The 23,583-nt window shown below is 62.5% G+C and carries 25 protein-coding genes and 1 tRNA gene; 12 read left to right on the forward strand and 14 right to left on the reverse strand.

Translation table 11 applies throughout. The annotated features are described in order from the left end of the window. Positions 1-472 precede the first annotated feature (472 nt). Positions 473-832, forward strand: a complete 360-nt coding sequence (locus MAXJ12_RS21570; protein WP_008838110.1) for a PRC-barrel domain-containing protein — start codon at positions 473-475, stop codon at positions 830-832. Between the two features lie 299 nt (positions 833-1,131). Then, complete coding sequence (locus MAXJ12_RS21575; RefSeq protein ID WP_420492384.1) at positions 1,132-2,103, forward strand: hypothetical protein; 972 nt, start codon at positions 1,132-1,134, stop codon at positions 2,101-2,103. A 62-nt stretch (positions 2,104-2,165) separates the two neighbouring features. Here the strand turns inward: MAXJ12_RS21575 and thrS are convergent, their stop codons facing one another. From thrS to MAXJ12_RS21600, 5 genes are all read right to left on the reverse strand, one after another. Next, positions 2,166-4,124, reverse strand: a complete 1,959-nt coding sequence (gene thrS / locus MAXJ12_RS21580; RefSeq protein ID WP_008838113.1) for a threonine--tRNA ligase — start codon at positions 4,122-4,124, stop codon at positions 2,166-2,168. Positions 4,125-4,246: 122 nt separating this feature from the next. After that, a complete protein-coding gene (yidD, locus tag MAXJ12_RS21585) occupies positions 4,247-4,597 on the reverse strand; it encodes a membrane protein insertion efficiency factor YidD (RefSeq protein ID WP_008838114.1) in 351 nt (116 codons plus the stop codon). Then, positions 4,575-4,940, reverse strand: coding sequence for a HepT-like ribonuclease domain-containing protein (locus MAXJ12_RS21590; RefSeq protein ID WP_008838115.1), 366 nt, complete (start codon positions 4,938-4,940; stop codon positions 4,575-4,577). The genes yidD and MAXJ12_RS21590 overlap by 23 nt, the downstream gene beginning before the upstream one ends. Continuing rightward, on the reverse strand, positions 4,940-5,209 hold the full coding sequence (locus MAXJ12_RS21595; RefSeq protein WP_341872542.1) for a nucleotidyltransferase family protein: 270 nt from the start codon (positions 5,207-5,209) through the stop codon (positions 4,940-4,942). Before MAXJ12_RS21595 ends, MAXJ12_RS21590 begins: the two co-directional genes overlap by 1 nt. Before the next feature lie 31 nt (positions 5,210-5,240). Beyond that, positions 5,241-5,687, reverse strand: coding sequence for an iron-sulfur cluster assembly scaffold protein (locus tag MAXJ12_RS21600; protein WP_008838117.1), 447 nt, complete (start codon positions 5,685-5,687; stop codon positions 5,241-5,243). Positions 5,688-5,918: 231 nt separating this feature from the next. Between MAXJ12_RS21600 and folE the strand changes: the two genes are divergently transcribed. From folE to MAXJ12_RS21615, 3 genes are all read left to right on the forward strand, one after another. Next, positions 5,919-6,557, forward strand: coding sequence for a GTP cyclohydrolase I FolE (gene folE / locus MAXJ12_RS21605; RefSeq protein ID WP_008838118.1), 639 nt, complete (start codon positions 5,919-5,921; stop codon positions 6,555-6,557). A gap of 20 nt (positions 6,558-6,577) precedes the next feature. Further along, complete coding sequence (gene hisI, locus MAXJ12_RS21610) at positions 6,578-7,036, forward strand: phosphoribosyl-AMP cyclohydrolase (RefSeq protein ID WP_008838119.1); 459 nt, start codon at positions 6,578-6,580, stop codon at positions 7,034-7,036. 84 nt (positions 7,037-7,120) lie between these two features. After that, entirely contained in the window at positions 7,121-8,089 is a 969-nt protein-coding gene (locus MAXJ12_RS21615; RefSeq protein WP_008838120.1) for a patatin family protein, read from the forward strand. Between the two features lie 141 nt (positions 8,090-8,230). Here MAXJ12_RS21615 and recJ read toward each other — a convergent pair whose 3' ends face one another. From recJ to MAXJ12_RS21645, 6 genes are all read right to left on the reverse strand, one after another. Continuing rightward, entirely contained in the window at positions 8,231-10,039 is a 1,809-nt protein-coding gene (recJ, locus tag MAXJ12_RS21620; RefSeq protein WP_040587250.1) for a single-stranded-DNA-specific exonuclease RecJ, read from the reverse strand. A 69-nt stretch (positions 10,040-10,108) separates the two neighbouring features. Next, complete coding sequence (locus MAXJ12_RS21625; protein WP_008838122.1) at positions 10,109-10,333, reverse strand: DUF6434 domain-containing protein; 225 nt, start codon at positions 10,331-10,333, stop codon at positions 10,109-10,111. 55 nt (positions 10,334-10,388) lie between these two features. After that, entirely contained in the window at positions 10,389-11,369 is a 981-nt protein-coding gene (glpX, locus tag MAXJ12_RS21630; protein ID WP_008838123.1) for a class II fructose-bisphosphatase, read from the reverse strand. 140 nt (positions 11,370-11,509) lie between these two features. Further along, positions 11,510-12,823 (reverse strand): homoserine dehydrogenase, encoded by a 1,314-nt coding sequence (locus tag MAXJ12_RS21635; RefSeq protein WP_008838124.1) that lies wholly within the window; start codon positions 12,821-12,823, stop codon positions 11,510-11,512. Positions 12,824-12,861: 38 nt separating this feature from the next. Continuing rightward, positions 12,862-14,079 carry an LL-diaminopimelate aminotransferase gene (locus tag MAXJ12_RS21640; protein ID WP_008838125.1) on the reverse strand — a complete coding sequence of 406 codons (1,218 nt, stop codon included), beginning with the start codon at positions 14,077-14,079 and terminating at the stop codon, positions 12,862-12,864. An 83-nt stretch (positions 14,080-14,162) separates the two neighbouring features. Continuing rightward, on the reverse strand, positions 14,163-14,519 hold the full coding sequence (locus tag MAXJ12_RS21645) for a hypothetical protein (RefSeq protein ID WP_139043974.1): 357 nt from the start codon (positions 14,517-14,519) through the stop codon (positions 14,163-14,165). Between the two features lie 164 nt (positions 14,520-14,683). On the opposite strand from MAXJ12_RS21645, the gene phaC reads away from it, so the two are divergent. The 3 genes from phaC (at position 14,684) to MAXJ12_RS21660 (ending at position 18,341) form a co-directional block, all read left to right on the forward strand. Continuing rightward, positions 14,684-16,516 carry a class I poly(R)-hydroxyalkanoic acid synthase gene (gene phaC / locus MAXJ12_RS21650; protein WP_008838127.1) on the forward strand — a complete coding sequence of 611 codons (1,833 nt, stop codon included), beginning with the start codon at positions 14,684-14,686 and terminating at the stop codon, positions 16,514-16,516. 224 nt (positions 16,517-16,740) lie between these two features. Then, positions 16,741-18,189, forward strand: a complete 1,449-nt coding sequence (locus MAXJ12_RS21655) for a YcbK family protein (protein WP_008838128.1) — start codon at positions 16,741-16,743, stop codon at positions 18,187-18,189. Between the two features lie 77 nt (positions 18,190-18,266). Then, positions 18,267-18,341, forward strand: a tRNA-Glu gene (locus MAXJ12_RS21660). A gap of 329 nt (positions 18,342-18,670) precedes the next feature. Here the strand turns inward: MAXJ12_RS21660 and MAXJ12_RS21665 are convergent. Continuing rightward, positions 18,671-18,901, reverse strand: coding sequence for a hypothetical protein (locus MAXJ12_RS21665; RefSeq protein WP_008838129.1), 231 nt, complete (start codon positions 18,899-18,901; stop codon positions 18,671-18,673). A gap of 222 nt (positions 18,902-19,123) precedes the next feature. Here MAXJ12_RS21665 and MAXJ12_RS39695 point away from each other — a divergent pair, with 222 nt between their 5' ends. From MAXJ12_RS39695 to MAXJ12_RS21680, 3 genes are all read left to right on the forward strand, one after another. After that, on the forward strand, positions 19,124-19,258 hold the full coding sequence (locus tag MAXJ12_RS39695; RefSeq protein WP_008838130.1) for a hypothetical protein: 135 nt from the start codon (positions 19,124-19,126) through the stop codon (positions 19,256-19,258). Positions 19,259-19,432: 174 nt separating this feature from the next. After that, positions 19,433-19,618 (forward strand): hypothetical protein, encoded by a 186-nt coding sequence (locus MAXJ12_RS37710; protein WP_008838131.1) that lies wholly within the window; start codon positions 19,433-19,435, stop codon positions 19,616-19,618. A gap of 184 nt (positions 19,619-19,802) precedes the next feature. Then, positions 19,803-20,066: a hypothetical protein gene (locus MAXJ12_RS21680; protein ID WP_008838132.1), complete on the forward strand. Its 264-nt coding sequence runs from the start codon at positions 19,803-19,805 to the stop codon at positions 20,064-20,066. Positions 20,067-20,174: 108 nt separating this feature from the next. Here the strand turns inward: MAXJ12_RS21680 and omp10 are convergent, their stop codons facing one another. Both omp10 and MAXJ12_RS37715 read right to left on the reverse strand, forming a co-directional pair. Further along, positions 20,175-20,588: an outer membrane lipoprotein Omp10 gene (gene omp10 / locus MAXJ12_RS21685; protein ID WP_008838133.1), complete on the reverse strand. Its 414-nt coding sequence runs from the start codon at positions 20,586-20,588 to the stop codon at positions 20,175-20,177. A 51-nt stretch (positions 20,589-20,639) separates the two neighbouring features. Further along, a complete protein-coding gene (locus MAXJ12_RS37715) occupies positions 20,640-20,813 on the reverse strand; it encodes a hypothetical protein (protein WP_008838134.1) in 174 nt (57 codons plus the stop codon). A 556-nt stretch (positions 20,814-21,369) separates the two neighbouring features. Here MAXJ12_RS37715 and MAXJ12_RS34545 point away from each other — a divergent pair. Further along, a partial coding sequence (locus MAXJ12_RS34545; RefSeq protein WP_008838136.1) for a PQQ-dependent sugar dehydrogenase occupies positions 21,370-23,583 on the forward strand: 2,214 nt, incomplete at its 3' end.

The raw sequence follows: 23,583 nt of genomic DNA on the forward strand, positions 1-23,583 counted from the left end.
GAAACGGCTGGACGACGTACGCCAGAGGTCTGTAGAACGCTTCGGCCGCATCCCGCCAGCACGCTAGCCGGACGGCTGTCCGACTTATGCCTCCATTTTCCTCATTTTGCAGACTTATGGGTCAAAGTTCGGCTGAAGTTATGAATCTCTTCGGGCCGCTAAATCTTTGATTTGTATCGGGAGGAGCGTGCAGACTTATGAGTCAGAATGCATCCAATTCAATCTGAATCTTTTCCTTTTCCATATGAATTGCGGATCACCAACCCCTGTGAGATGCACGATTGGCTGGGGACGCGTTTTCCGATTTGGCTCGCAGCTGACCTTGATCGCACCAGATACCGAGAGCGCCGCCTCTGCCCGATAGTATGGGGCGCGGTTGCTACCAAATGGCGTATTTTCGCGCATGAGATCTCATTGATGCTTGCGACCGGCGGCCTATATGCCGCCGCTACAGAAACGACGAGGAGGTCAGATGAGAGTTCCCGCCGCATTTGCGATTGCCGTCGCGCTTCCCGCCACGGCTGCCGCACAGACGACTTGGGTGGAGATCGCCGACCAGGCGACCGTTGCGCCTCTGTCGCGCTCGGTCGACCGGGTCGACGACATGGACGTGTACGACGCCTCCGGCAAGAAGATCGGCGAGATAGAGGAAGTGCTTGGCCAGGATGCCGACACCGCTTCGGCGCTCACGGTCGATTTCGACGACGATGCCGGATATGGCGGCCGCGACAACGTCATCGTGCCGCTGGAGATGTTCCAGCTCGATGGTGAGCGTCTCATCCTGTCTGCCGATGCGGAAGCGATGTCCTCGATGGAGGTGTGGGAGGATTAGGGCCCGCAAGCATCGTCTTCATGTCGATGGAACTGTTGCCCCGCAGTCCGGAGAGCCGTTCCATGGCCGGTTCCGATCGAGACGCGCGATCAGTAGCAGACCTGGCGGCCGCCAGCGGGTTGGCTGTCGATCCGGAATCGATCCGGTTCGACGAGACCGGACTGTCGCGGTTCAGCGAATAATGACCGGAGCGCACCCAAGCAGTCTCAGATTGCAGCGGCACACTATGCTGCGCAACGCCGTCACGCGCGCAAGAACCGGCCTTGAAATTGCCGCGCGGCTGGGCTCTAAAAGCGGTCATGATCGAGGGGATTTTCCGGTTTCTTGCGCTTGCCGCGAGCGTTGCCGTGCTGACGGCCGCGCCGGCTCTGGTTTCCGCACAGGAGTTCGGGGGCCAGCTTATGGAGCTCGAGCTTCCCGCCATCACGAATTTTGCTCCGCCCCAGGGTGAAACGCCGCTGGCGCAAGGCAGCGGCGGTGCGGTCACGCTCGCCGCGCAGATGACCGAAGGCGGAGCCGAAATCACGCGCGGGCTGGTCTGGCGGGTTTTCAAGCCCGACCCAGGACAGGACGGCAAGCTGCCGCTGGTCGCCTCGTCGCGAGGCGGAACCGGAATATTCCAGCTCGATCCGGGCAGCTATCTCGTGCACGCTGCCTTCGGACGCGCGGGCGCGACGAAGCGGATCACGGTCGGACGCGAGGCAAAGCGCGAGGATTTCGTTCTTGACGCCGGCGGGCTGCAGCTCGACGCCGTGCTTGCTGGCGGCGTGCGCATCCCGCCGGAAAAGCTGCGCTTTTCTATCTACGATGCGGAGGCCGACGCCGATGGCGACCGGGCGCTGATCCTTCCCGATGTGAGCCCGAACACCGTGATTCGCCTCAATTCCGGCATCTATCACGTCGTCTCGACCTACGGCTCGGTCAACGCCGTCATCCGCTCCGACATTCGCGTGGAGGCCGGCAAGCTGACCGAAGCGACGGTCGAACACCATGCGGCCGAACTGACCATGAAGCTGGTGCGCGAACCGGGCGGCGAAGCGATCGCCGACACGTCATGGTCGGTGCTGACCGAATCAGGCGATCCTGTGCGTGAAAGCGTCGGCGCCTACGCCTCGATGGTTCTCGCCGAGGGCGACTATTCGATCGTCGCAAAGAACCGCGACCGCATCTACCAGCGCGATTTCACAGTCGTCGGAGGGCGCAATCAGGAGGTCGAGGTCGTTACCACCGAAGCGGCCGTCGACGGTACGGTCGACGACGTCGTCGACTGAAGACTGGAGAGGACAGGCGACCCGCCTGCCCTCGCCTTCACTGTCTCAGATCAAGCACTCGGCTAGCGCCTGAGATCGGGCGGAACCGCTTCCTCGGCGAGGCTCGCAACCGCCTCGTCGAGCGACAGCGAATGCTGGTCGCGCGAGCCGAGTCGTCTGATGTTGACGGTGTTTTCCTCAGCTTCGCGCTTGCCGCAGACGAGGATGACCGGAACCTTGGCCAGCGAGTGTTCGCGAACCTTGTAGTTGATCTTCTCGTTGCGCAGATCGGCCTCGGCCGAAAGCCCGGCCTGCTTCAGGCGCTTGACGACTGAAGCTGCGTATTCGTCTGCATCCGAGGTGATCGTCGCCACGACGACCTGCTGCGGCGCGAACCAGAGCGGGAAATGCCCCGCATGGCTCTCGATCAGGATGCCGAGGAAGCGCTCCAGCGAGCCGACGATGGCGCGGTGGATCATGACCGGCTGCTTTTTTTCCGAATCGCGATCGATATAGAAGGCCCCGAAGCGCTCCGGCAGGTTGAAGTCGACTTGCGTCGTGCCGCACTGCCATTCGCGGCCGATCGCGTCCCTCAGCGTGTACTCGAATTTTGGTCCGTAGAAGGTCCCCTCGCCTTCGTTGATCCCGGTCTTGATGCGGTTGTCCTCACGCGTCATGCGGGCGAGCGCACGCTTGAGGATATCCTCGGCGTGATCCCACATCGCGTCCGTTCCGACGCGCTTTTCCGGCCGCGTGGCGAGTTTCACCACCACTTCGTCGAAACCGAAATCCTTGTAGACCGACATCATGAGATCGTTGATCTTGAGGATTTCCGCCTCGAGTTGCTCCTCGGTGCAGAAGATGTGCGCGTCGTCCTGGGTGAAACCGCGCACACGCATCAGGCCATGCAACGCGCCTGAAGGTTCGTAGCGGTGGACGGCACCGAATTCGGCAAGGCGAATAGGCAGTTCGCGGTAGGACTTCAGGCCATGCTTGAAGATCTGGACGTGCCCCGGACAGTTCATCGGCTTGAGAGCGAAGATCCGTTTGTCGTCGGCATCGTCGCCGGCGGATTGCACCGCGAACATATTCTCCTTGTACCAGCCCCAATGGCCGGAGGTCTCCCACAGGCTGTGGTCAAGCACCTGCGGGGCATTGACCTCCTGGTAGTCGTCGCCGAGGCGGCGGCGCATATATGTGATCAAGTTCTGGAACATCTTCCAGCCCTTGGCGTGCCAGAAGACGACGCCCGGGCCCTCCTCCTGGAAATGGAACAGGTCCATCTCGCGGCCGAGCCTGCGGTGGTCGCGCTTTTCCGCCTCTTCCAGCATGGTCAGGTAGGCGTCGAGCTGCGCCTGGTCGGCCCACGCCGTGCCGTAGATGCGCGTCAGCATCGGGTTGTTGGAATCGCCGCGCCAATAGGCGCCGGCAACCTTCATCAGCTTGAAGGCGTTGCCGATCTGGCCGGTGGAGGCCATGTGCGGGCCGCGGCAAAGATCGAACCAGTCGCCCTGCGCATAGATCTTGAGGTCCTGATCCTCGGGGATCGCGTCGATGAGCTCGACCTTGTAGGCTTCGCCCTTGTCGCGAAAGATCTTTTTCGCCTTTTCGCGCGACCAGACTTCCTTGGTGAACGGCTTGTTGCGGCCGATGATCTCGCGCATCTTCTTTTCGATGGCGGGAAAATCCTCCGGCGTGAACGGCTCGTTGCGAGCGAAATCGTAGTAGAATCCGTTCTCGATCACCGGGCCGATCGTCACCTGAGTACCGGGCCACAATTCCTGCACGGCTTCGGCCAGTACATGCGCAGCGTCGTGGCGAATGAGTTCCAGCGCCCGCGGGTCATCGCGTGTGACGATCTCGACGTTGCCGGAACGCGCCAGCGGATCGGAAAGATCGCGGATCACGCCGTCGACGGCATAGGCGACCGCCTTTTTCGCCAGCGACCTGGAAATCGATTCGGCTAGAGCGGCGCCGGTCATCGCCGCGTCGTATTCGCGGACGGAGCCATCGGGAAATGTAAGGGAAACGGAATTCGACAAGGTAGTTCTCCATCTATCCAGTCCCGCAAACGAGCGCGGGTGGTGATTGCCGGATCAAACCCGGCGAGCGGTGTTTCTAGTGTGAGTTTTTTTCGGCGTAAAGATTGCGGCGTCGAGAAAGCTCAATGGCCGTGCGGCTTTCCGATGCGCCAATAGCGCCATGGCGTGAACCAACGATAGCGATCCGACAGCGTTTCCGGCACGCGGTCGATGCCGTGCGTGCCGCCCGGCCCGCAGCGGAGGACGCGGAACAGCCCCATCCAGCCACCCGCCCACAGGCCGTGGCGCGCAATCGCCTCATGGGCATATTCCGAGCAGGTCGGAAGATGGCGGCATGAATTGCCGACGAAACCGGACAGGGTCAGCTGGTAGAGCCGGACCAGCGACGTGCCGAGCACGCGGCCCGGCGTCTTGCGCCAGGGTCCGGGCCAATTGCGGGAGCCGGCCAGCCTATGAGCCTTCGCGTCGCTCATTGCAGATTTTCAGTGCAGCCGCAGCCATTCGAGGCGCGGCTTCTGTTGCCGACCGCCACACCGTCTCCAGGTTGACGGAACCATAGCCGTGAGCCGTACGGTTTCTTGCCCGGTAAGCCTGCCGTAGTTCAAGCTCGGGATGTTCCGCCTGAAAATCGGGAGCCAGCTTCAGGATTTGTTGAGACGCCTCGCCGATCACCTCCAGACAACGGATGACGGCGTCTTGCGCCATTTGGTTGCGCATGAAGGCATCGAAATCCATGCGCGTGATATAGGATTCGATCCGGCCTGCCCATTGCACGATATTTTCGAGGAGTTCGTCGAGCGACCGTGGCTGATTCATCACAGCGGCTTCAGATCGCATGACACGCGACCGGCAACATCTGTCGCAAGGTCGCCCGGCGTGCGGACATCGACATGGGAGCGCAACAGCGCTTCCAGTTCCAGCTCGAGCCCGGCAAGATCGAAGGTGGATGCGTGATAATCATCCACGAGGATATCCAGGTCGCTTCCCTCCGTATCTTCGCCCCTGGCCGTCGAGCCGAAGATGCGCGGATTGCTCACCGGGTAGCGGGCGATAATCCGCAGGACCTCATCGCGGTGCTTGGCCAAGGCTTCCGAAGGACGCATATCTTCCTCCGTTTCAGGCCGCCGCTTCGGCCAGCTTGCGTTCCACCTGGCCGATCGCGTCGGCCACCGCGTCGAATGTCAGCATGGTCGAGGCGTGGCGGGCCTTGTAGTCGCGCACCGGCTCGAGATATTTGAGGTCGGCGAAGCGGCCTTGCGGCGGCGCGCCGTTTTCCTTGAGCATTTTACGCATGGCTTCGCGCACCGCGCGCAGCTCTTCTGCGGTCGCGCCGACGATATTCGCCGCCATGATCGAGGATGAAGCCTGGCCGAGCGCGCAGGCCTTCACGTCGTGTGCGAAATCGGTGACGACACCGTCCCGCATGTTGAGATCGACGGTGACAGTCGAGCCACAGAGCTTGGAATGCGCCATTGCGCTTGCGTCGGGATTTTCCAGGCGGCCGATCCGCGCGATATTTCCGGCGAAAGCCAGAATTTTCGCATTATAGACGTCGTCGATCATTTTGTTCCAATCCGTCGCCGTTTCGAGAACAGCCCGTAGCGCGTCCGCATCTTTCAATCGCGGCGCAAGGCCTTATATAATGCTCGTGCCCCGGCGACAGCAAGGCAGCCACTTCGGCGACTAAGCCAGCCGGCGCATTCCACCCCGCTTTCGGGCCTTGAGCGGCCCGCGAAAGGAAGTGGTCCGTTCAACTCGTTCCTCCTGAGAGAGGAACTACGGGAGACGCCTTTCATGGACGCCGTTATCAAGAAAATCATGCCCCGCTCGGAATATATGGAAAAGCCGGTTACCCACCGGCCGAGCCAGGCCGAGGCCGAGGCTGCCGTGCTGACCCTGCTGCGCTGGACCGGCGACGATCCGGACCGCGAGGGCCTGAAGGACACGCCCAAGCGCGTCGCCAAGGCATTTCTCGAAATGTTCAACGGCTATGACATGTGCCCGGCCGAAGAACTCGGCCGCACCTTCGAGGAGGTCGCCGGCTACGACGACATGGTCATCGTCAAGGACATACACTTCCACTCGCATTGCGAGCACCACATGGTGCCGATCATCGGTCGCGCGCATGTCGGCTACCTGCCCGACCGCAAGGTTGTCGGCCTTTCCAAGATCGCCCGCGTCGTCGACATATTCGCGCATCGCTTGCAGACGCAGGAGGCGATGACGGCGCAGATCGCGGCCGTCATTCAGGAGGTGCTTAATCCGCGCGGCGTGGCCGTCATGATCGACGCCGAGCATATGTGCATGGCCATGCGCGGCATTCGCAAGCAGGGTTCGACTACCCTTACCTCGACCTTCACCGGCGCCTTCAAGGACAGTCCCGAAGAGCAGGTCCGCTTCATAACCATGGTGCGGAACGGCCTCTCGGCTTGAGCCGCCCGCAAGGAGCCCCGGTGTCGGCAGTCGAATTTCCAGAACCCCCGACGGACAAGAAAGCGATCGAGGAAGGCGGCGTCTTTGCGCCGCGCTTCGACGCCGCAGGTCTGGTGACCGCCGTCGTCACGGATGCGCGCGACGGCATGCTCCTTATGGTCGCGCACATGAACGCCGAGGCGCTGGCGCTGACCCTCGAAACCGGCATCGCCCATTACTGGTCGCGCTCGCGCGGCAAGATCTGGAAAAAGGGCGAAACATCAGGGAATGTGCAGCAGGTCACAGAACTGCGCACCGATTGCGATCAGGATGCGGTATGGCTTCGCGTAAATGTGTTGGGCCAAGACGCAACCTGTCACACTGGCCGGCGTTCTTGCTTTTATCGAACGGTGGGGCTTGAAGACGGCATCGCGATGCTTCGCGACGACGGCAGCAAGCCATTGTTCGATGCGAAGAAAACATATCGTAATGCAGAGTGAACCGTTCGGTCTTGAAAGTCACACAGATTCATTCTTTCGATACTGACCCTGGATACAATTGACCGGGGACAAAAGGAGATTTTGATGCTCGAATGGGCGTCTTTGCGCAACAAGGCGGGGGCGGATGTACGGGAGGCGAACGGCCCCTCATCCTCCGGCGGCATAACCGAAACGCAGCTTCCAAAATCGGGAATTTCCCTGGCGCTCGGCGGCGGCGCGGCGCGCGGCTGGGCCCATATCGGCGTTCTGCGCGCGCTCGACGAGGCCGGCATCGAGATCGACATGATCGCCGGAACCTCCATCGGCGCGCTTGTCGGCGGCTGTTATCTGGCCGGCAAGCTCGACGAACTCGAGGAATTCGCCCGCAGCCTCACCAAGCGCCGGCTGTTCGGGCTGCTGGACCTGCATATCGGCGGCAGCGGCCTGTTCGGCGGCATGAAGCTCAACGCCCGCATGCAGGAGCACATGAACGGCACGTCCTTTGCCGATTTGTCGAAGCCATTCGTCTGTGTCGCCGCCGAAATCCGCACCGGCCACGAAATCTGGCTGTCTGACGGCTCGCTGATCACGGCGATGCGCGCTTCCTACGCCCTGCCCGGCGTGTTCGAACCGGTCCTGGTCAACAAGCGCGTGCTGGTCGACGGCGCACTGGTCAATCCGGTGCCGGTCTCGGTCTGCCGCGCCTATGAGCAGCGGCTGGTCGTGGCCGTGAACCTGCACTACGATCTGTTCGGCCGCGCGGCCGTGATCAAGCACAGCGCCGGCGAGCTGACCGTTGAACAGGATGCTCCGGCCCCCGGACGGTACAATGCCGACACGCGCGAGGCGCGCATCGGCATCACCGGCGTCATGGTCGAAGCCTTCAACATCATCCAGGACCGCATTTCGCGCGCGCGGCTGGCCGGCGATCCGCCGGACCTTTCGCTGCAGCCGAAGCTCGGCCATATCGGCCTCACCGAATTCCACCGCGCTGACGAAGCGATCCGCCTCGGCTATGAGGCAACCATGGCGCAGATGGCCGACCTGACCCGGCTGCAGACGGTATTGGCTTAATGTGTGTTGAGATTCGGGTGATGCCGGCCTGCAATGGCGGTTTTCTGCGCTTCCGGTACTCGCGTACCTGAATGTACGCTCCGTTCCGGTTCTCGAAATTCCACCATTTTCGGCTCGGCCTGACCCGAATCTCAACACACCTTAAGCCATCGCAGCGTCGATCAGGCGAAACTGGACGGTCTTGTTGCCGTTCCAGTAATTCGCCGACAGCGAGCCGGCTACATGGATGTGCGCCCCCCTGCTCTTGATCAGGAAGTCGCCCAGCGGCGTATCCACCGCCCGAAACGCAATCGACTGGACGCGCCCACCGGCGTCCGACTGCAGATCCGCGCGGATGTGGTTGGCGCCGACGAAGCGCACATCGGCGACGCGGTGGCGGGGCAGCACGAAGACAGGCGGCAGATGCCCCGCTCCGAACGGCCCGGCGCGCTCCAGCGCCTCGAGCAGCGACGGCGTGGCGCCATCTGCGGCAAGCGCCGCGTCAATGCCAAGGCTCTCTTCATCCTGCAGGCGGAACACGTCGGCAGAGGCGCGCTCCTCGAAAAACGCCCGTAATTCCCCGAGCTTTTCGCGCTGAACGGTGATGCCGGCGGCCATTGCGTGACCGCCGCCCTTGACGATCAGCCCGCGCTCGGCCGCTTCACGCACCAGTTTGCCCAGGTCAAAGCCCGAGACGGAGCGCCCGGAACCGGTGCCGACACCGTTCGCGTTGAAGGCGATCGCGAAGGCAGGACGGCGCGCATGTTCCTTCAATCGCGAGGCGATCAGGCCGACAATGCCGGGGTGCCATTTCTGGTTGGCGGTTACGATGACGGCCGGCCCTGCCCCGCCCGCGAGTTCGGCATCGGCTTCGGCGCGCGCCTCCGCCAGCATGTCCTGCTCCATCGCCTGACGCTCCTGGTTGAGGCGGTCGAGCGTCTCGGCGATCTTGCCGGCCTCTACCGGATCGTCGGTGGCGAGCAGCCGGCTGCCGAGTGCGGCGTCGCCAATGCGCCCGCCGGCATTGATGCGCGGGCCGATCAGGAAGGCGAGATGGAAGGTGTTGATGGGCTCGCCGATGCGCGAGACCCGCGCCAGCGCCGAAATGCCCGCGTTCTTCTGCTGGCGGATGGCGAGCAGACCCTTGACCACGAACGCCCTGTTGACGCCCGTCAGCGGCACCACGTCGCAGACCGTCCCGAGCGCGACGAGATCCAGCAGCAACAGGAGATCCGGTTGCGGCGCGTCGGGCAGCGCCGCGCGAAGCACCCTGGCCGTCTGGACCAGCGTCAGGAAGACCACGCCGGCGGCGCAAAGATGGCCCTGCCCCGAAAGATCGTCCTCGCGATTGGGATTGACCACCGGAACGCCGGCAGGCAGCGGACCGCCGACCTGATGGTGGTCGAGCACAACGACATCGGCCCCGACCTCCCGCGCCGCCTGGATCGAGGCTGCGCTGTTCGTGCCGCAATCAACGGTGGCGATCAGCCTGGCGCCGCGCGAGACAAGTTCACGCATCGCCTCAGGATTGGGGCCGTAACCCTCGAAAATCCTGTCGGGAATGTAGATTTCGGCTTCGATGCCGTAATGCGCCAGAAACCGCTTCAGCAGCGCGGAAGACGTGGCCCCGTCGACATCGTAGTCGCCGAAGATCGCTACCTTCTCGCGCCGGAGAACCGCGTCGGCGATGCGGGCTGCCGCCGCTTCCATATCGGTCAGCGTGGCCGGATCGGGTAGCAATTGCCGGATCGTCGGATCGAGGAAGGTCGTCACTTCATCGACGCTTACGCCGCGCCCGGCAAGCACCCGCGCGACGATATCCGGCACGCCATGCCCCTGTGCCATGGCGAGCGCCGCCATCTCCTGGCGCTCGTTCAGGCGGTGTTCCCAGGCAAGCCCGGTCACCGACCGCCTGACGCCCAGAAAATGGCGCTTCTCGACAACGAGACCTCGATTCGGCGGGTTATCCATGGGCGCAGGATAGGGCAAAGCCAAGCAATGCCCAATCACGCAAGATGATGGCTGTCAGCTGAAACAAAATCAGGTTTGTCGCTTTTCCGCGTTGCGTCGACCCCATTCATCGGCCGCCTCGCCCATGCTCTTGTCCGCCCCATCTTTAAGCCACGCCATGAAAGGCCGGTCGAACTTGAACGCCGGGCCGCATTGATCCAGGAAAAAGCGCCGCACGTTCTGGGTGTTGCGGTAGGATTTCGTGATCGGCGTGGCGCGCGATATTCGATCCGCGTGCCAATCGAACGTTGCCATTTGAACCCTCCTGGCCAGAGCCTCCGGCCGCCTCGCGTCCATTCGAACCCGGCGGCTAGAATTTGTCCAGATCCTGGTGCCTTGCCTTGATTTCGCGCACCGTCCGCGACGAGGAGCGCAGCACGATCGTGTCGGTGGTGATGGAGTTGCGGCCGAACTTCACGCCGGCGAGCATGTTGCCGTCGGTGACGCCGGTTGCGGCAAACAGCACGTCGCCGCGCGCCATTTCCTCGATGCGATAGATTTTTTTCGGATCGGTGATGCCCATCTTCGCGGCGCGCGCCACCTTTTCGGGAGTGTCGAGCTGCAGCCTGCCCTGCATCTGGCCGCCGGTGCAGCGAAGAGCCGCGGCCGCAAGCACGCCTTCTGGCGCGCCGCCGGTGCCGAGATAGATGTCGATGCCGGTCTCGTCGGGATCGGTCGTATGGATGACGCCGGCAACGTCGCCGTCGCCGATCAGGCGGATCGCCGCGCCGGTGTTGCGCACCGCCTCGATCAGCTTGGCGTGGCGCGGCCGGTCGAGGATGCAGGCGGTGATCTCCGAGATCGGCACGCGCTTCGCGTCCGCGAGGTTGCGGATGTTTTCATAAGGCGAGGCGTCGATGTCGATCACGCCGTCGGGATAGCCGGGGCCGATGGCGATCTTGTCCATATAGACGTCGGGCGCGAAGAGCAGGCTGCCCTTCTCGGCGATGGCGATGACCGCCAATGCGTTGGGCAGGTTCTTGGCGCAGATCGTCGTGCCTTCCAGCGGGTCGAGCGCAATGTCGACTTCCGGACCGTCGCCGGAGCCGACCTCCTCGCCGATATAGAGCATCGGCGCCTCGTCGCGCTCGCCCTCGCCGATCACGACGGTTCCCTTGATGTCGAGCCGGTTCAGTTCGGCGCGCATTGCGTCGACTGCGACCTGGTCGGCTGCCTTTTCGTCGCCGCGGCCGCGCAGCCTGGCGGCGGCGACTGCCGCCCGCTCGGTGACGCGAACGAGTTCCATGGTGAGGATCCGGTCAAGGCCGGCGACGACGCTATTTTTCGCCATGTGAATGTCCCTGTGGAAATTGAACGGCCCGGAACCGGGCGGCGGGCTCCTTCTGTCAAAGCGCTGTGACAACAGCAAGACCTGTTGAGCGGTATTTGACCGCCAACAGACATCAATCGATTGAAGAACGACGCTGTCGCTCAGTCGGCGCGTTCGATGCGGATCACCTGCGGCTTGTCGGTCAGATGGCCGTCCTTGGTGATGCCGTCCACCGCCTTGCGCACCGCCGCCTCGGTGGTTTCGTGTGTCACCAGAATAACGGTTTTTGCTGTGCCTGCCTCGGGCTCGGCGGCGTGCTGGACGATCGACTCCAGCGATATTTCGTTGTCCGCCATGCGTTTGGCGACCGCAGCGAAGACACCGACGCGATCATGCACGGTGAGCCGGATGAAATAGCCGCCCTCATGCGAACGCATGCGCGCGCGTTTGTAGGGCTTCAGCTCCCTGGCCGGCCGGCCGAAAACCGGCCCGTGCTGGAAGCCGGGGCGGCTCTTGGCGATGTCGGCGATGTCGCCGACGACGGCCGACGCCGTGGCATTGCCCCCTGCCCCCGGTCCCGAAAGCAGGAGTTCGCCCAGAATATCGGTTTCGATGGCGACGGCATTGGTGACGCCGTGTACCTGCGCGATGACGCTGGCCGTCGGAACCATGGTCGGGTGGACGCGCTGCTCGATGCCGCTCTCGGTGGCTTGGGCGACGCCCAGCAGTTTTATGCGATAGCCGAGCTCGCCCGCCGCGCGAACATCGGCCTGGCTGATGTTTGAAATGCCTTCCATGTAGATGTCGTCGGCCGAGATTTTGCAGCCGAAAGCGAGGCTTGTGAGGATCGCCAGCTTGTGCGCTGTGTCGTGGCCCTCGATGTCGAAGGTCGGATCGGCTTCGGCGTAGCCAAGGCGCTGGGCGTCCTTCAGACAGGCGTCGAAGGACAGGCCTTCCGCCTCCATGCGGGTCAGGATGTAATTGCAGGTGCCGTTGAGAATGCCGAACACGCGCGAAACGCTGTTGCCGGCCATGGCCTCGCGCATGGTCTTGATGACGGGAATGCCGCCGGCGACCGCAGCCTCGTAGTTGAGGAGGACGCCCTTCCTTTCGGCGATCTCGGCCAGCGCGATGCCATGCCTGGCAAGCAGAGCCTTGTTGGCGGTCACGACATGGCGGCCGGCTTCGAGCGCGGCCTTAACGCAGTTGTGGGCAGGCCCGTCATCGCCGCCGATCAATTCGACAAATACGTCGATGTCGGCATTCCTTGCCAGCTCTGCCGGATCGTCGAACCACTTGGCGCCGCCGAGATCGACGCCGCGGTTGCGGCTCCTGTCACGCGCCGAGACGGCTGCCACCACGATTTCACGGCCGCATTGCCGGGTCAGTTCGGCAGCCTTTTCCGAGAGCACACGCGCCACCGACGCGCCGACCGTGCCGAGGCCGGCAATTCCAATACGCAAAGCTTCGGCCATGTGCGGCAATGTCCCTCAGACTTCTGAAATATGATCGCTCAGCGGTGCGCGGCGAGCGGAACCACGTTGTTGGGTTGCTTGGCCGACGACGTGAAAAAGCGCTTGATGTTGCGGGCGGCCTGCCGGATGCGATGCTCGTTTTCCACCAGAGCGATGCGCACAAAATCGTCGCCGTGCTCGCCGAAGCCAACGCCTGGCGCCACCGCGACATCGGCATGCTCGATCAGCAGCTTGGAGAATTCGAGCGAGCCAAGATGCTTGAACGGCTCGGGTATCGGCGCCCAGGCGAACATGGAAGCGGCCGGCGCCGGGATTGTCCAGCCGGCGCGCCCGAAGGAATCGACCATCACGTCGCGCCGCTTGTGGTAGATGTCGCGCACTTCCGCGATGTCGGCGCCGTCGCCGTTGAGAGCGGCGGTCGCCGCCACCTGTATTGGCGTGAACGCGCCGTAATCGAGGTAGGATTTCACGCGCGTGAGCGCCGCGATCAGGCGCTCGTTGCCGACCGCAAAACCCATGCGCCAGCCGGGCATCGAAAAGGTCTTCGACATCGAGGTGAATTCCACCGTGATGTCGATGGCGCCCGGAACCTGCAGCACCGACGGGGGTGGATTGCCGTCGAAATATATTTCGGAATAGGCGAGATCGGACAGGATGATGATGTCGTTCTTCTTCGCGTAGGCGACGACGTCCTTGTAGAAGTCCAGCGTCGCCACATGAGCCGTCGGATTGGACGGATAGTTGAGGATCAGCGCCAGCGGCTTCGGGATCGAATGGCGTACCCCGCGCTCCAGCGCCGGGATGAAGCCGGCGTCGGGTTCGGCCTGCAGGGAGCGGATGACGCCGCCCGACATGATGAAGCCGAAGGCGTGGATGGGATAGGTCGGGTTCGGGCACAGGATGACGTCGCCCGGCGCGGTGATGGCCTGCGCCATATTGGCGAAGCCTTCCTTGGAGCCCAGCGTAGCAACGATTTGCGTCTCGGGATCGAGTTTCACGCCGAAACGGCGGGCGTAGTAGCTTGCCTGGGCCCGGCGCAGGCCGGGAATGCCGCGCGACGACGAATAGCGGTGGGTGCGCGGATCGCGCACCACTTCGCAGAGCTTGTCGACGATGGATTTCGGCGTCGGCAGGTCGGGATTGCCCATGCCGAGATCGATGATGTCGGCGCCGCGCGAGCGGGCGCTGGCCTTCAGCCGGTTGACCTGTTCGAAGACGTAAGGCGGAAGCCGGCGAACCTTGTGAAATTCTTCCATGTCAGTCCCAGGAACAGGAGGGCTTTGTCGCGCCGCGATATATACCCAATCGGATTGACGGTCGAGTGCGTCAGTCGAGCACGTCAGTTGTTCTCGATTTCCTTGAGCGCCTCGGTGGCGTGGGTAGAAGCAAGCTTCTTCAATCTGGCCTTCGACGCGCTCGTGCCGGCGGCGCCGGGAGGCGCCTTTTGCCCCGACCGCGCGGCGTTGAGTTCCGCGAGCCTCGCCGCCTTTTGCTGCGCGCTGATCTGCGCGGCCGCCGATTGCGGCGGGATGTTGAGATTGGGGAACGTGCCGGTGTTCCTTGGCTCGCCCGACGACAGCTGAACCTCGGTGACTGTGGCCGGTGTTGGTTCGGTCGCTGCGATCGCGGGAGTTGGAGCAGCGTCCCCGGCGGTCGAGGTGGCGCAGCCGGGTGCAAGGCAGACGGCGGCGATCACGGCCGCGAGACGCCACCGCAAATCCCAAAAATTCTTCCTTGCAAGGCGCTGTGTCATATTTTTCCCCGGCGGGCTCCAATAAATCCCGGTCAGTTGCTATTTAGACCCTATTCGCCGTGTCATGGTATTGTGTCAATAACACGCTTGGGAGAACAGCGCGAACCATGTCGAAGACAGCCGATTCGGGCAAGACAGACGCCGACGCCGCTTCATCGGTCGAGCAATATCTGGTCAAGGACCCGGAACGCTTCGCGTTGAACGTTGCGCGCACGATCGAGCAGGCCGGCAAGGCTGCCGCAGCCTGGGCGGAGCCGCGCGAAAAGGGCGAGGTGCGCGACGGCGTCGCCGAGCCGATGGCCGACATGGTCAAGACATTCTCCAAGCTCACCGAATACTGGCTCTCCGATCCTTCGCGGGCGCTGGAGGCACAGACGCGGCTGTTTTCGGGCTATCTGGACGTCTGGTCGAAATCTCTCCATCGCGTCACGGCAGGCGAAGACGTTGAGGATACCGCCAAACCGGACCGGAGCGACAAGCGCTTCCAGGATCCGGAATGGGGCCGCAACGCCTTCTTCGATTTCCTGAAGCAGGCATATCTGGTGACCTCGCGCTGGGCCGGCGACCTGGTCGAGCATGCGGATGGGCTGGACGAGCACACACGCCACAAGGCCAGCTTCTATATGAAGCAGGTCACCAATGCGATCTCGCCCTCGAATTTCATCCTGACCAATCCGGAGTTGTTTCGCGAGACGGTCGCCAGCAATGGCGAAAACCTTGTGCGCGGCATGAAGATGCTGGCGGAGGACATAGCCGCCGGCAAGGGCGACCTGAAGCTCAGGCAGGCCGACTACTCCCCCTTCGAGCTTGGCAAGAACGTGGCGGTGACGCCGGGCAAGGTCGTGGGCCGCAGCGATGTCGCTGAAATCCTGCAATACGAGCCGTCAACCGAGACGGTGCTCAAGCGGCCGCTGCTGATCTGCCCGCCATGGATAAACAAGTTCTACATTCTCGATCTCAATCCGCAGAAATCCTTCATCCGCTGGGCAGTCGAGCAGGGGCACACGGTGTTCGTCATTTCGTGGGTGAACCCGGATTCGCGCCACGGCATGAAGGGGTGGGAAGCCTATGTCCGCGAAGGCCTTCAATATGGGCTCGACATTGTAGACAGGGCGACCGGTGAAAAGGACGTCAACGTTATCGGCTACTGCGTCGGCGGCACTCTTCTGGCCGCTGCCCTGTCGCTTCTGGCGAAGGAAGGCGACGACCGCATCAAATCGGCGACGTTCTTCACCACGCAGGTCGATTTCACCTATGCCGGCGATTTGAAGGTGTTCGTCGACGAGGACCAGGTTGCCGCCGTCGAACGGGCGATGGGCGAAAAGGGCTATCTCGAAGGCACCAAGATGGCAACCGCGTTCAACATGCTGCGCTCGGGCGACCTGATCTGGCCCTACGTGGTCAACAACTACATGCGCGGCAAGGATCCGACGCCGTTCGACCTGCTCTACTGGAATGCAGATTCGACTCGCATGGCGGCCGCCAACCACTCCTTTTACCTGCGCAACTGCTATCTCGAGAACAATCTGGCGAAGGGCAGTATGGAACTGGCCGGCTGCAAGCTTTCACTCGCCGATATCACCATCCCGGTCTACAACCTCGCCGCGCGCGAGGATCACATCGCCCCTGCCCGCTCGGTCTTTCTGGGCTGCAAGTATTTCGGCGGCGACGTGGAATATGTGATGGCGGGTTCCGGCCATATCGCCGGCGTCGTCAACCCGCCTTCGATGAACAAGTATCAATACTGGACCGGCGGAAAGCCGGTGGGCGATTTCGAGGATTGGATCGCCAAGGCCAAGGAAAACCCGGGTTCCTGGTGGCCGCACTGGCAGAAATGGATCGAGAAAAAGGATGCCACGCGCGTCCCGGCGAGGGGTCCCGGCAAGCGAATCGAAGTGCTCGGCGACGCGCCAGGAACATACGTGAAGGTTCGCGTGTGAATCGCCGAAACCAGCCGTGAGTTGACGCGCGCGTAAAAGCAGGCGAAATGGTGTTCTTACAACCTTGATGTTGCCTTATTCGGACCGTAGCCGGACAATTGACGAACTGCTTTATAGATTCGTGGGTCCTGTTTCCGCTTCGGTCACACGGCTGCACAGCTTTTGATTTTTGATTGCCGGAACAACAAAACGTATCGGCGCGAATATTAGGGAGGGGATCCGGTTTGAGAGCGGGCTCGCGCTTTGCGAAACGGAAGGGCTGCGCTGCCACGGCCTTGCTGGTTTCCGTTCTGCTGGCGTCCTGCACATCCTCCACCGACCCCAATCTCGAAATCGGCATGCCCGGCTATAACGCGACCGCGGCCGCAAGCGACGTTTCGTCGGGCGATCTGCAGTCTGCCGGCGTCGACGTCACGCCGCAGCCGGTGATGAACGCCGAAGCCGACACCCCCTTGCCCACGCAGGTGGCGTCCGTCCCCGCATTGAAGTCGGCCGGCGAAACCGCCGCGACGGCAACCGCGGAAGCTGGCGCCGCGACTGAGGCCGTGCCGGCCGCGGTGGCGGAAACCGCGAAGCCAAAACAAGCCGAGGTGACCGCTGAGGCCGATGCGGCCACAGAGGCAAAACCGGCAGAAGACACAACTGCTTCAGGCGTCGAAGCTGCCGCAGAGAATGCGACCGCAGGCGCAACACGCACTGCCCAGCCGATCGCCCCCAAGAAAAAAGGGTTCCTGTCGGCACTCTTCGCCCCGGCTCCCGCCAAACCTGCCGCTTCTGCCGAAGCCGCAAAGCCTGCGCCGGCCGAAGCTGCTGCCGACGCGGAAGCAACGCCGGCCTCTGCGATCCCGACTCCAAAGCCGGTCAAAGCCGCTGAGGAAGCCAAGGCTACGGAGGCCACTGCCGCTGAGGCTGCAAAGCCCGCTGCGGAAGGCGCCGTCTATGTGACCGCGGGCGAAATGCCCGCCGCCCAGCCGATCGCTCCCAAGAAAAAGGGCTTCCTGTCGGCCTTCTTCGGAGCCGCCCCGGCTTCGGCCGCGCCCTCGCCCATCAAGCAGCGAGAAGCAAGCGAGGCGAAACCGCTCATCGAGACCAAGGCCGAATCGAAGCCGATCATCACGCTGGCTTCCGCGAAGCCGGCCGAGAAGCCGGTCAGGATGGCTTCGCTTGGGAACGACAACGCCCTGCCGGGCGTCCGTCAGACCGCCCTGTTCGAAATCAAGCGCAAATCCGGCATTGACGACGACAGCGACGTCGACCTGCATGAGGATGAGGATAGCGGGCCGGTTCTGGCCTCCGCCGCCGGCCTGGCGCGACTTGCCCCCAACGGGCTCCTGAAGCAGACCGACCGCGTCGACGTCGCGTGCCTGAAACCCTCGCTGGTCCGGGTGCTGAAAACCGTCGAGCGCTACTATGGCAAGAAGATGATCATCACTTCGGGCTATCGCAGCCCTGCGCACAACCGCCGCGCGCGCGGCGCCAAGAATTCACTGCATATGTATTGCGCCGCAGTCGACGTGCAGATCCCCGGCGTCAGCAAATGGGAACTCGCCAAATTCGCGCGCTCCATGCCCGGCCGCGGCGGTGTCGGCACCTATTGCCACACCGAATCCGTGCATATCGACGTCGGCCCCGAACGCGACTGGAACTGGCGCTGCCGCCGCCGCAAGGGCTGAAAATCTTTGCTCCAGCTTGCATTCTGGGGGGTTGCCCGCCGCACGCAAGCTGGCTATAAGCCGGTTCGTTGTCTTCCGCGCCCATCGTCTAGCGGTTAGGACACCGCCCTTTCACGGCGGTAACAGGGGTTCGATTCCCCTTGGGCGTACCAACACTTTCAAGCACTTGGCGCCTCCCCTCCCCGTTCCGTGCAATATCTGGCCCAGAGCGAGCTCGAATCGCATTCACCGAGAGCCTTCTCAATGCCGTGCGGCCACATCAACTATCTGGTCGAACACCATGTGGCTGACGGGCCTTTCATCTACGGGAGATGTGGTCGACGTCGATCATGGATCGTCCCACCTACAAGCGTCGGCCTTATCGATGGAGGAGCCAAAAAAGCGTCAGCACCGCGAATGCGGCTGGAGACAGGAGAACTCCAGCCCGCAAAACGCACATAAGCAAATGGAGCGGTGTGAACATGTTTGAAGCTGCTGGCGCCTAGTGAGCGCGGCCGGGGTGATCCTGCCGGGGATTGTCCAAAGCCCGCAGGCCTCGCTTCAGTTCGTCAACGGTTTTGATGCCGCGGGTGAAAAGCACCATGGTGCGCTTTGCAAGCAACTCGTGCTTCAGGCTGCCTTTGCGGACGCCGGTCTCCCGGCAGTGTTCGTCAAGCGCCCGTGCCGCGATGGCAAGCTGCGCCATGTCGGTGATGCCGGTGAACTGCTGCATGACAAGGCCTCCTGTTCGGTCCGGTCCCGCCTGTCAGCCTTTCTTACCGCCGCAGGCGAGAATGCAGCCAGTGACTTCCGTCACCATCGATCATGACTTTCGGCACAGTACGCGCATCTCGAAATGCCCTACTCATGACAGTGCAGCAAATCAGCGCTGCATGGCCGGCGTCTACCCCAAGCTTACCCCCCAGACGCCGGCCATTTTTCCCGCAGGACAACGATGTACGGTTCCAAGTACGACTGGAACGGCGATATAACTCGCCGCCGCAACCGGTTCCGACGCCTGCGCAGCGGATTGATCGCAGCCGGCGCGGCCGCACTAGTCGCCTGGCTGGCAACCACCTGGTACTTCTGACCGGCCAAGAACGAATCCCCGGCCTGAGCCGGGGAGTTCAGTCTAGAGGTAGATCGTAATCCAGACACGCCGACGACGGCAGCGGCGGCGCCAGCGGCCATACCGGCGAACTCGACGACAGTAACGTCTCCAAACCCGCCGACGGCGACGGCGGCGCCTGCGGCGGCGACGCCAATGGCCGCGTCGGTGCCTTACGTCATCTACTTCGGCCGGAGGCTCATCGCCCTCGATGACAGCCGGTTCGGGCGTATCAATTTCGTCGAGTATCCCGTCGCCTCGGGGTACAAGGGCATGCGCCGGCCGCGCCACGCCGGCAACGGCCGCCGCACCCGCCAGGCCAAGCAGTCCGGTCAGGAATAATCGTCGCTCCATTTTCGTGCTCCAATCACTGAGCAGCCCTTCATTCGGGAAAATAGAGGAGATGGGGCGGAAGACGAGGCTACCGCGTTCGCGGACGCAGAATTCCATCAGCTTGTTCTAATGCAACCCTTTCGGCAGTCACGGGTTGAGGGGGCCGAAGGGGCTCGACTGACGGAGAGCCGTCGTGGACAACAAAAAATTCGTTGCAGCCGATCTGATTTCGGTCGTCAAGGCCTGTGCTCACAGCCGGTGCGCGGGATCGCTGCTCTCGACTTCGAAAGCCATCGAAGAACTCCGGATAATATCAGGAGATTTCATCACGCCCGACGAGGAGATGGCAGAAGCAATATCGGAGGCCGCCATCGCCTTGGGCTGTACGGTCGTGTTCGATGAACGCGCAGGCGCCGACACATTGAACATGGCCCCGCGGCATATCGACAACCGCTAAGCAGCCTTTGCAGGAAACGAATCCGTTGCAAGAAATGCCCGCCACCGTTTCCGGTGACGGGCATTGCCCCGGCGCCCAAACTATTACCCCTCGCCTGCTGGCGAGGGATCAACTGACCATCGGACGGCGCATCAGCACGAATTGCCGACCACCGGAAGCCGTGCAGTTGAGCTGCTCGACCGAGACCAGCGCGCAATTGATGTTGCTCCTGGTTTGCCTGATCAGCGAACGCATCCTTATTTCTGCTGCCTGGGCGCCGACCATGCGATAGCTGCCGTCGGCCAGCTTTTTGCCCGTGTCGAGGGCAACGGTCTGGAAGGCGCCTTCCGAGAACTGCGTGACGGCGACGCCATCCGTACTGACCCACTCGCCCTCTATGCCCTGCGGTGCAGCAGCGGCGGCCTGCGGAGCCAGCGGTGTAACGGCAATCGGGGGGCGAGTATCGATGATCATGCAGCCGATCAGTCCGGGGGCAGCCGTTAAAACCGCCGCAACAGCAAGAAATGCCCGCGCAATTTCCATAAATGAGAAGCCCTCCCCTTGGACCTTTTTTGCCGACGAGTTCCTAAAGGCTCACGCCAAAGCCCCGGCAACAGCCAAGACGAAAGCGAGCAGAAAAACAGGGCCAATGATCCAACGAGCCTCATAGACGCTGTTTTGCTGCACTTCCGACGATAGGTAGACTTGGCCTTTGCTTTCTCCATTCATCTGCATTTTGTTTCGCGTCTGAATCGTTGTAGCCAGCATTGACCATCTCCTGTGTGCCAGACAGAGAATCTGTTCGCTTAATCGGTCCGTCAGATTTCTTAGTACGCGATGGAAAATGCTGTCAGTGACTTCCGTCACATGTGTTTGGTGACCTCCGTCACATGGCTGCCCTCCCCGGGGACCAGCGTCAGGGCTCCGGCCAGCGTTGCTCGACATTCAAAATCCAGTTGCTTTCGATCACGTTCGCCCTTGCAAGGCGCGATGGGTCGTTATTGAGTTGCTGTCGGATGCAAGCGGCGGGAAAATCGAGGAGGTCCAGAATGCTTCGAATTCACCGAAGGATGACGGCGCTTATTGCCGGTACCGCGATATGCGCGCTGATGGGCTGTCAATCGACATCGACGTCCGGGGCTTACACGCCGGCAAATTGCGCGATGGTAGGTTCTTCCTGCTCGTCCGGCCGTTAGGCTTTTCGCGCGGCCGTCACTGATCCTTTACGATCGGCACCGAGCGCGCGCAGGCGCGATCGATTGATTTATGCTACAATCGCACCGGATGGGCGTGTCAGGGCACTCGGAATTGAGGAGGCTCGATCATGTCCGACATCACCGGCACGCATGCCAGCGAAACCCTCAACGGAACCAGCAGTCTCGATACGATCCAGGGATTGGGCGGAAGCGATCGAATAGATGGCCTGGGCGGCGCCGACACGATTTCGGGCGGCGACGGGACAGACACGCTTCGGGGAGGCAGCGGCAATGACACCATTTACGGTCACAGCGTCGCCGACCTGAACGCGAATTCAGGCGATATCACCGCAACGCTGCTCGCCAATATCGGTTCGGGCGCGGTGTTCGCGACCGGCGCGCCGGGCGATAGCAACTTTGTCTACGCTCTCAGGAAGGATGTCGGCGACATCGTCCGGATCAACGCGGCGACCGGGGCGCAGTCGGTCTTCCTCGACATTCCCGCTTCGCAATTCACCAGCGGCGGCGAGCAAGGTGTCCTCGGTCTCGCGTTCCATCCCGATTACGAGGCCAACGGCCGCTTCTTTGCCTTCCTCACCAATGCGGCTGGCGATATCGAAGTGCGGGAATATGCCCGGTCGGCCAACCCGGCCGTGGCCAACCCTACGCCCGTCAAAACGCTGATCACCATCCCGCACCCGACCTTCGGCAATCACAATGGCGGCTCGCTCGCCTTCGGCCCGGACGGGTACCTCTATATCTCAACCGGTGACGGCGGCGGCGCCAACGATCCCGCCGGCAATGCCCAGGATCTCGACGTCCTGCTGGGCAAGATCCTCAGGATCGATGTGGACGGCGATGATTTTCCGAGCGATCCGGCACGCAACTATGCGATCCCCCAGGACAATCCGTTTGCAGGCGCTACGTCGGGCGCCGACGAGATCTGGGACTACGGTCTGCGCAATCCCTGGCGCATCAGCTTCGACCCGCAGACCGGCGATCTCTATATCGCGGACGTTGGCCAAGCGGCGCGGGAAGAGGTGAATTTCGAGCCGGCGGGCGGGCCTGGCGGATTCAATTATGGCTGGGATTACCGTGAGGGGACGCTGCAGGGTCCAAGCACGCCACCGAACCCCCCGATTGTCTTCACCGATCCGGTTTTCGAGTATCCCCGCGAATTCGGCCAAAGCATCACCGGCGGCTATGTCTACCGCGGACCGGCGCCCGGCCTCGATGGTGCCTACTTCTTCGCCGATTTCGTCAGTGGGCGGCTCATGACGCTGCGCATGGTCAATGGCGAGCCGGAAGATGCGATTGAGCGCACGGCTCAACTGGTTGGCGCCGACATTCGGCAGATATCGTCTTTCGGCACTGACAACGCCGGCAATCTCTATGTTGTGAGCGTGTCCGGGGCCATCTACAGGCTCGACCCGGGCGCTGCGGCGGGCGATGGCGCGGATGTGATCGACGGCGGCGAAGGGAATGACACGATTTTCGGCGGCCTTGGCGGCGACCTTCTGAACGGCGGCGCCGGCGCCGATGAAATGCATGGCGGCAGCGGCAACGATATATTCGTGGTCGCCGCAGCAGTGGATAGCACCATCGAGAATGCCGGTGGCGGCACCGATACGGTGCGCTCCTATATAAACTGGACGCTTGCTGACAATGTCGAACGACTGGAGATGCGAGGCTCGGCCCTGAACGGCGCCGGCAATGCGCTCAACAATACGCTGGTCGGCAATTCGGGCAATAACGTGCTCAACGGCGGCGCCGGCAGAGACTACATGGTCGGCGGCGCGGGCAACGACATATTCGTCGTGGCCGCTGCCGACTGGACGATAGAGGCCGCCAATGGCGGCATCGATACCGTGCGCTCCTATATAAACTGGATGCTCGGCGCCAATATCGAGCGACTGGAACTGCGAGGTTCAGGCAATCTCAACGGCGCCGGCAACAGCTTGAACAACACGCTGGTCGGCAATTTCGGGAATAACAGCCTGAGCGGCGGTGACGGGAATGACTGGATCGTCGGTGGAGCCGGCAACGATACACTTACCGGAGGCGTCGGCAACGACACGCTGATCGGCGGCGCGGGCAGCGATATTCTCAACGGCGGCGCCGGGAACGACCGGTTCGATTTCGACCTTGTTTCCGACAGTCCGACCGGACCGGCGCTTCGCGACTCGATCGTCGGCGGCTTCAGCCACGGCTTCGACCTGATCGATCTCGCGACCATCGACGCGAACACACTGGTCGGCGGCAACCAGGCGTTCTCCTTCATCGGCAGCGCCGCATTTTCCGGCGTCGCCGGCCAGCTTCGCTATACCAACTACAGCGGCAAC

It is taken from the genome of Mesorhizobium alhagi CCNWXJ12-2 (assembly GCF_000236565.1).
Classification (GTDB): domain Bacteria; phylum Pseudomonadota; class Alphaproteobacteria; order Rhizobiales; family Rhizobiaceae; genus Allomesorhizobium; species Allomesorhizobium alhagi.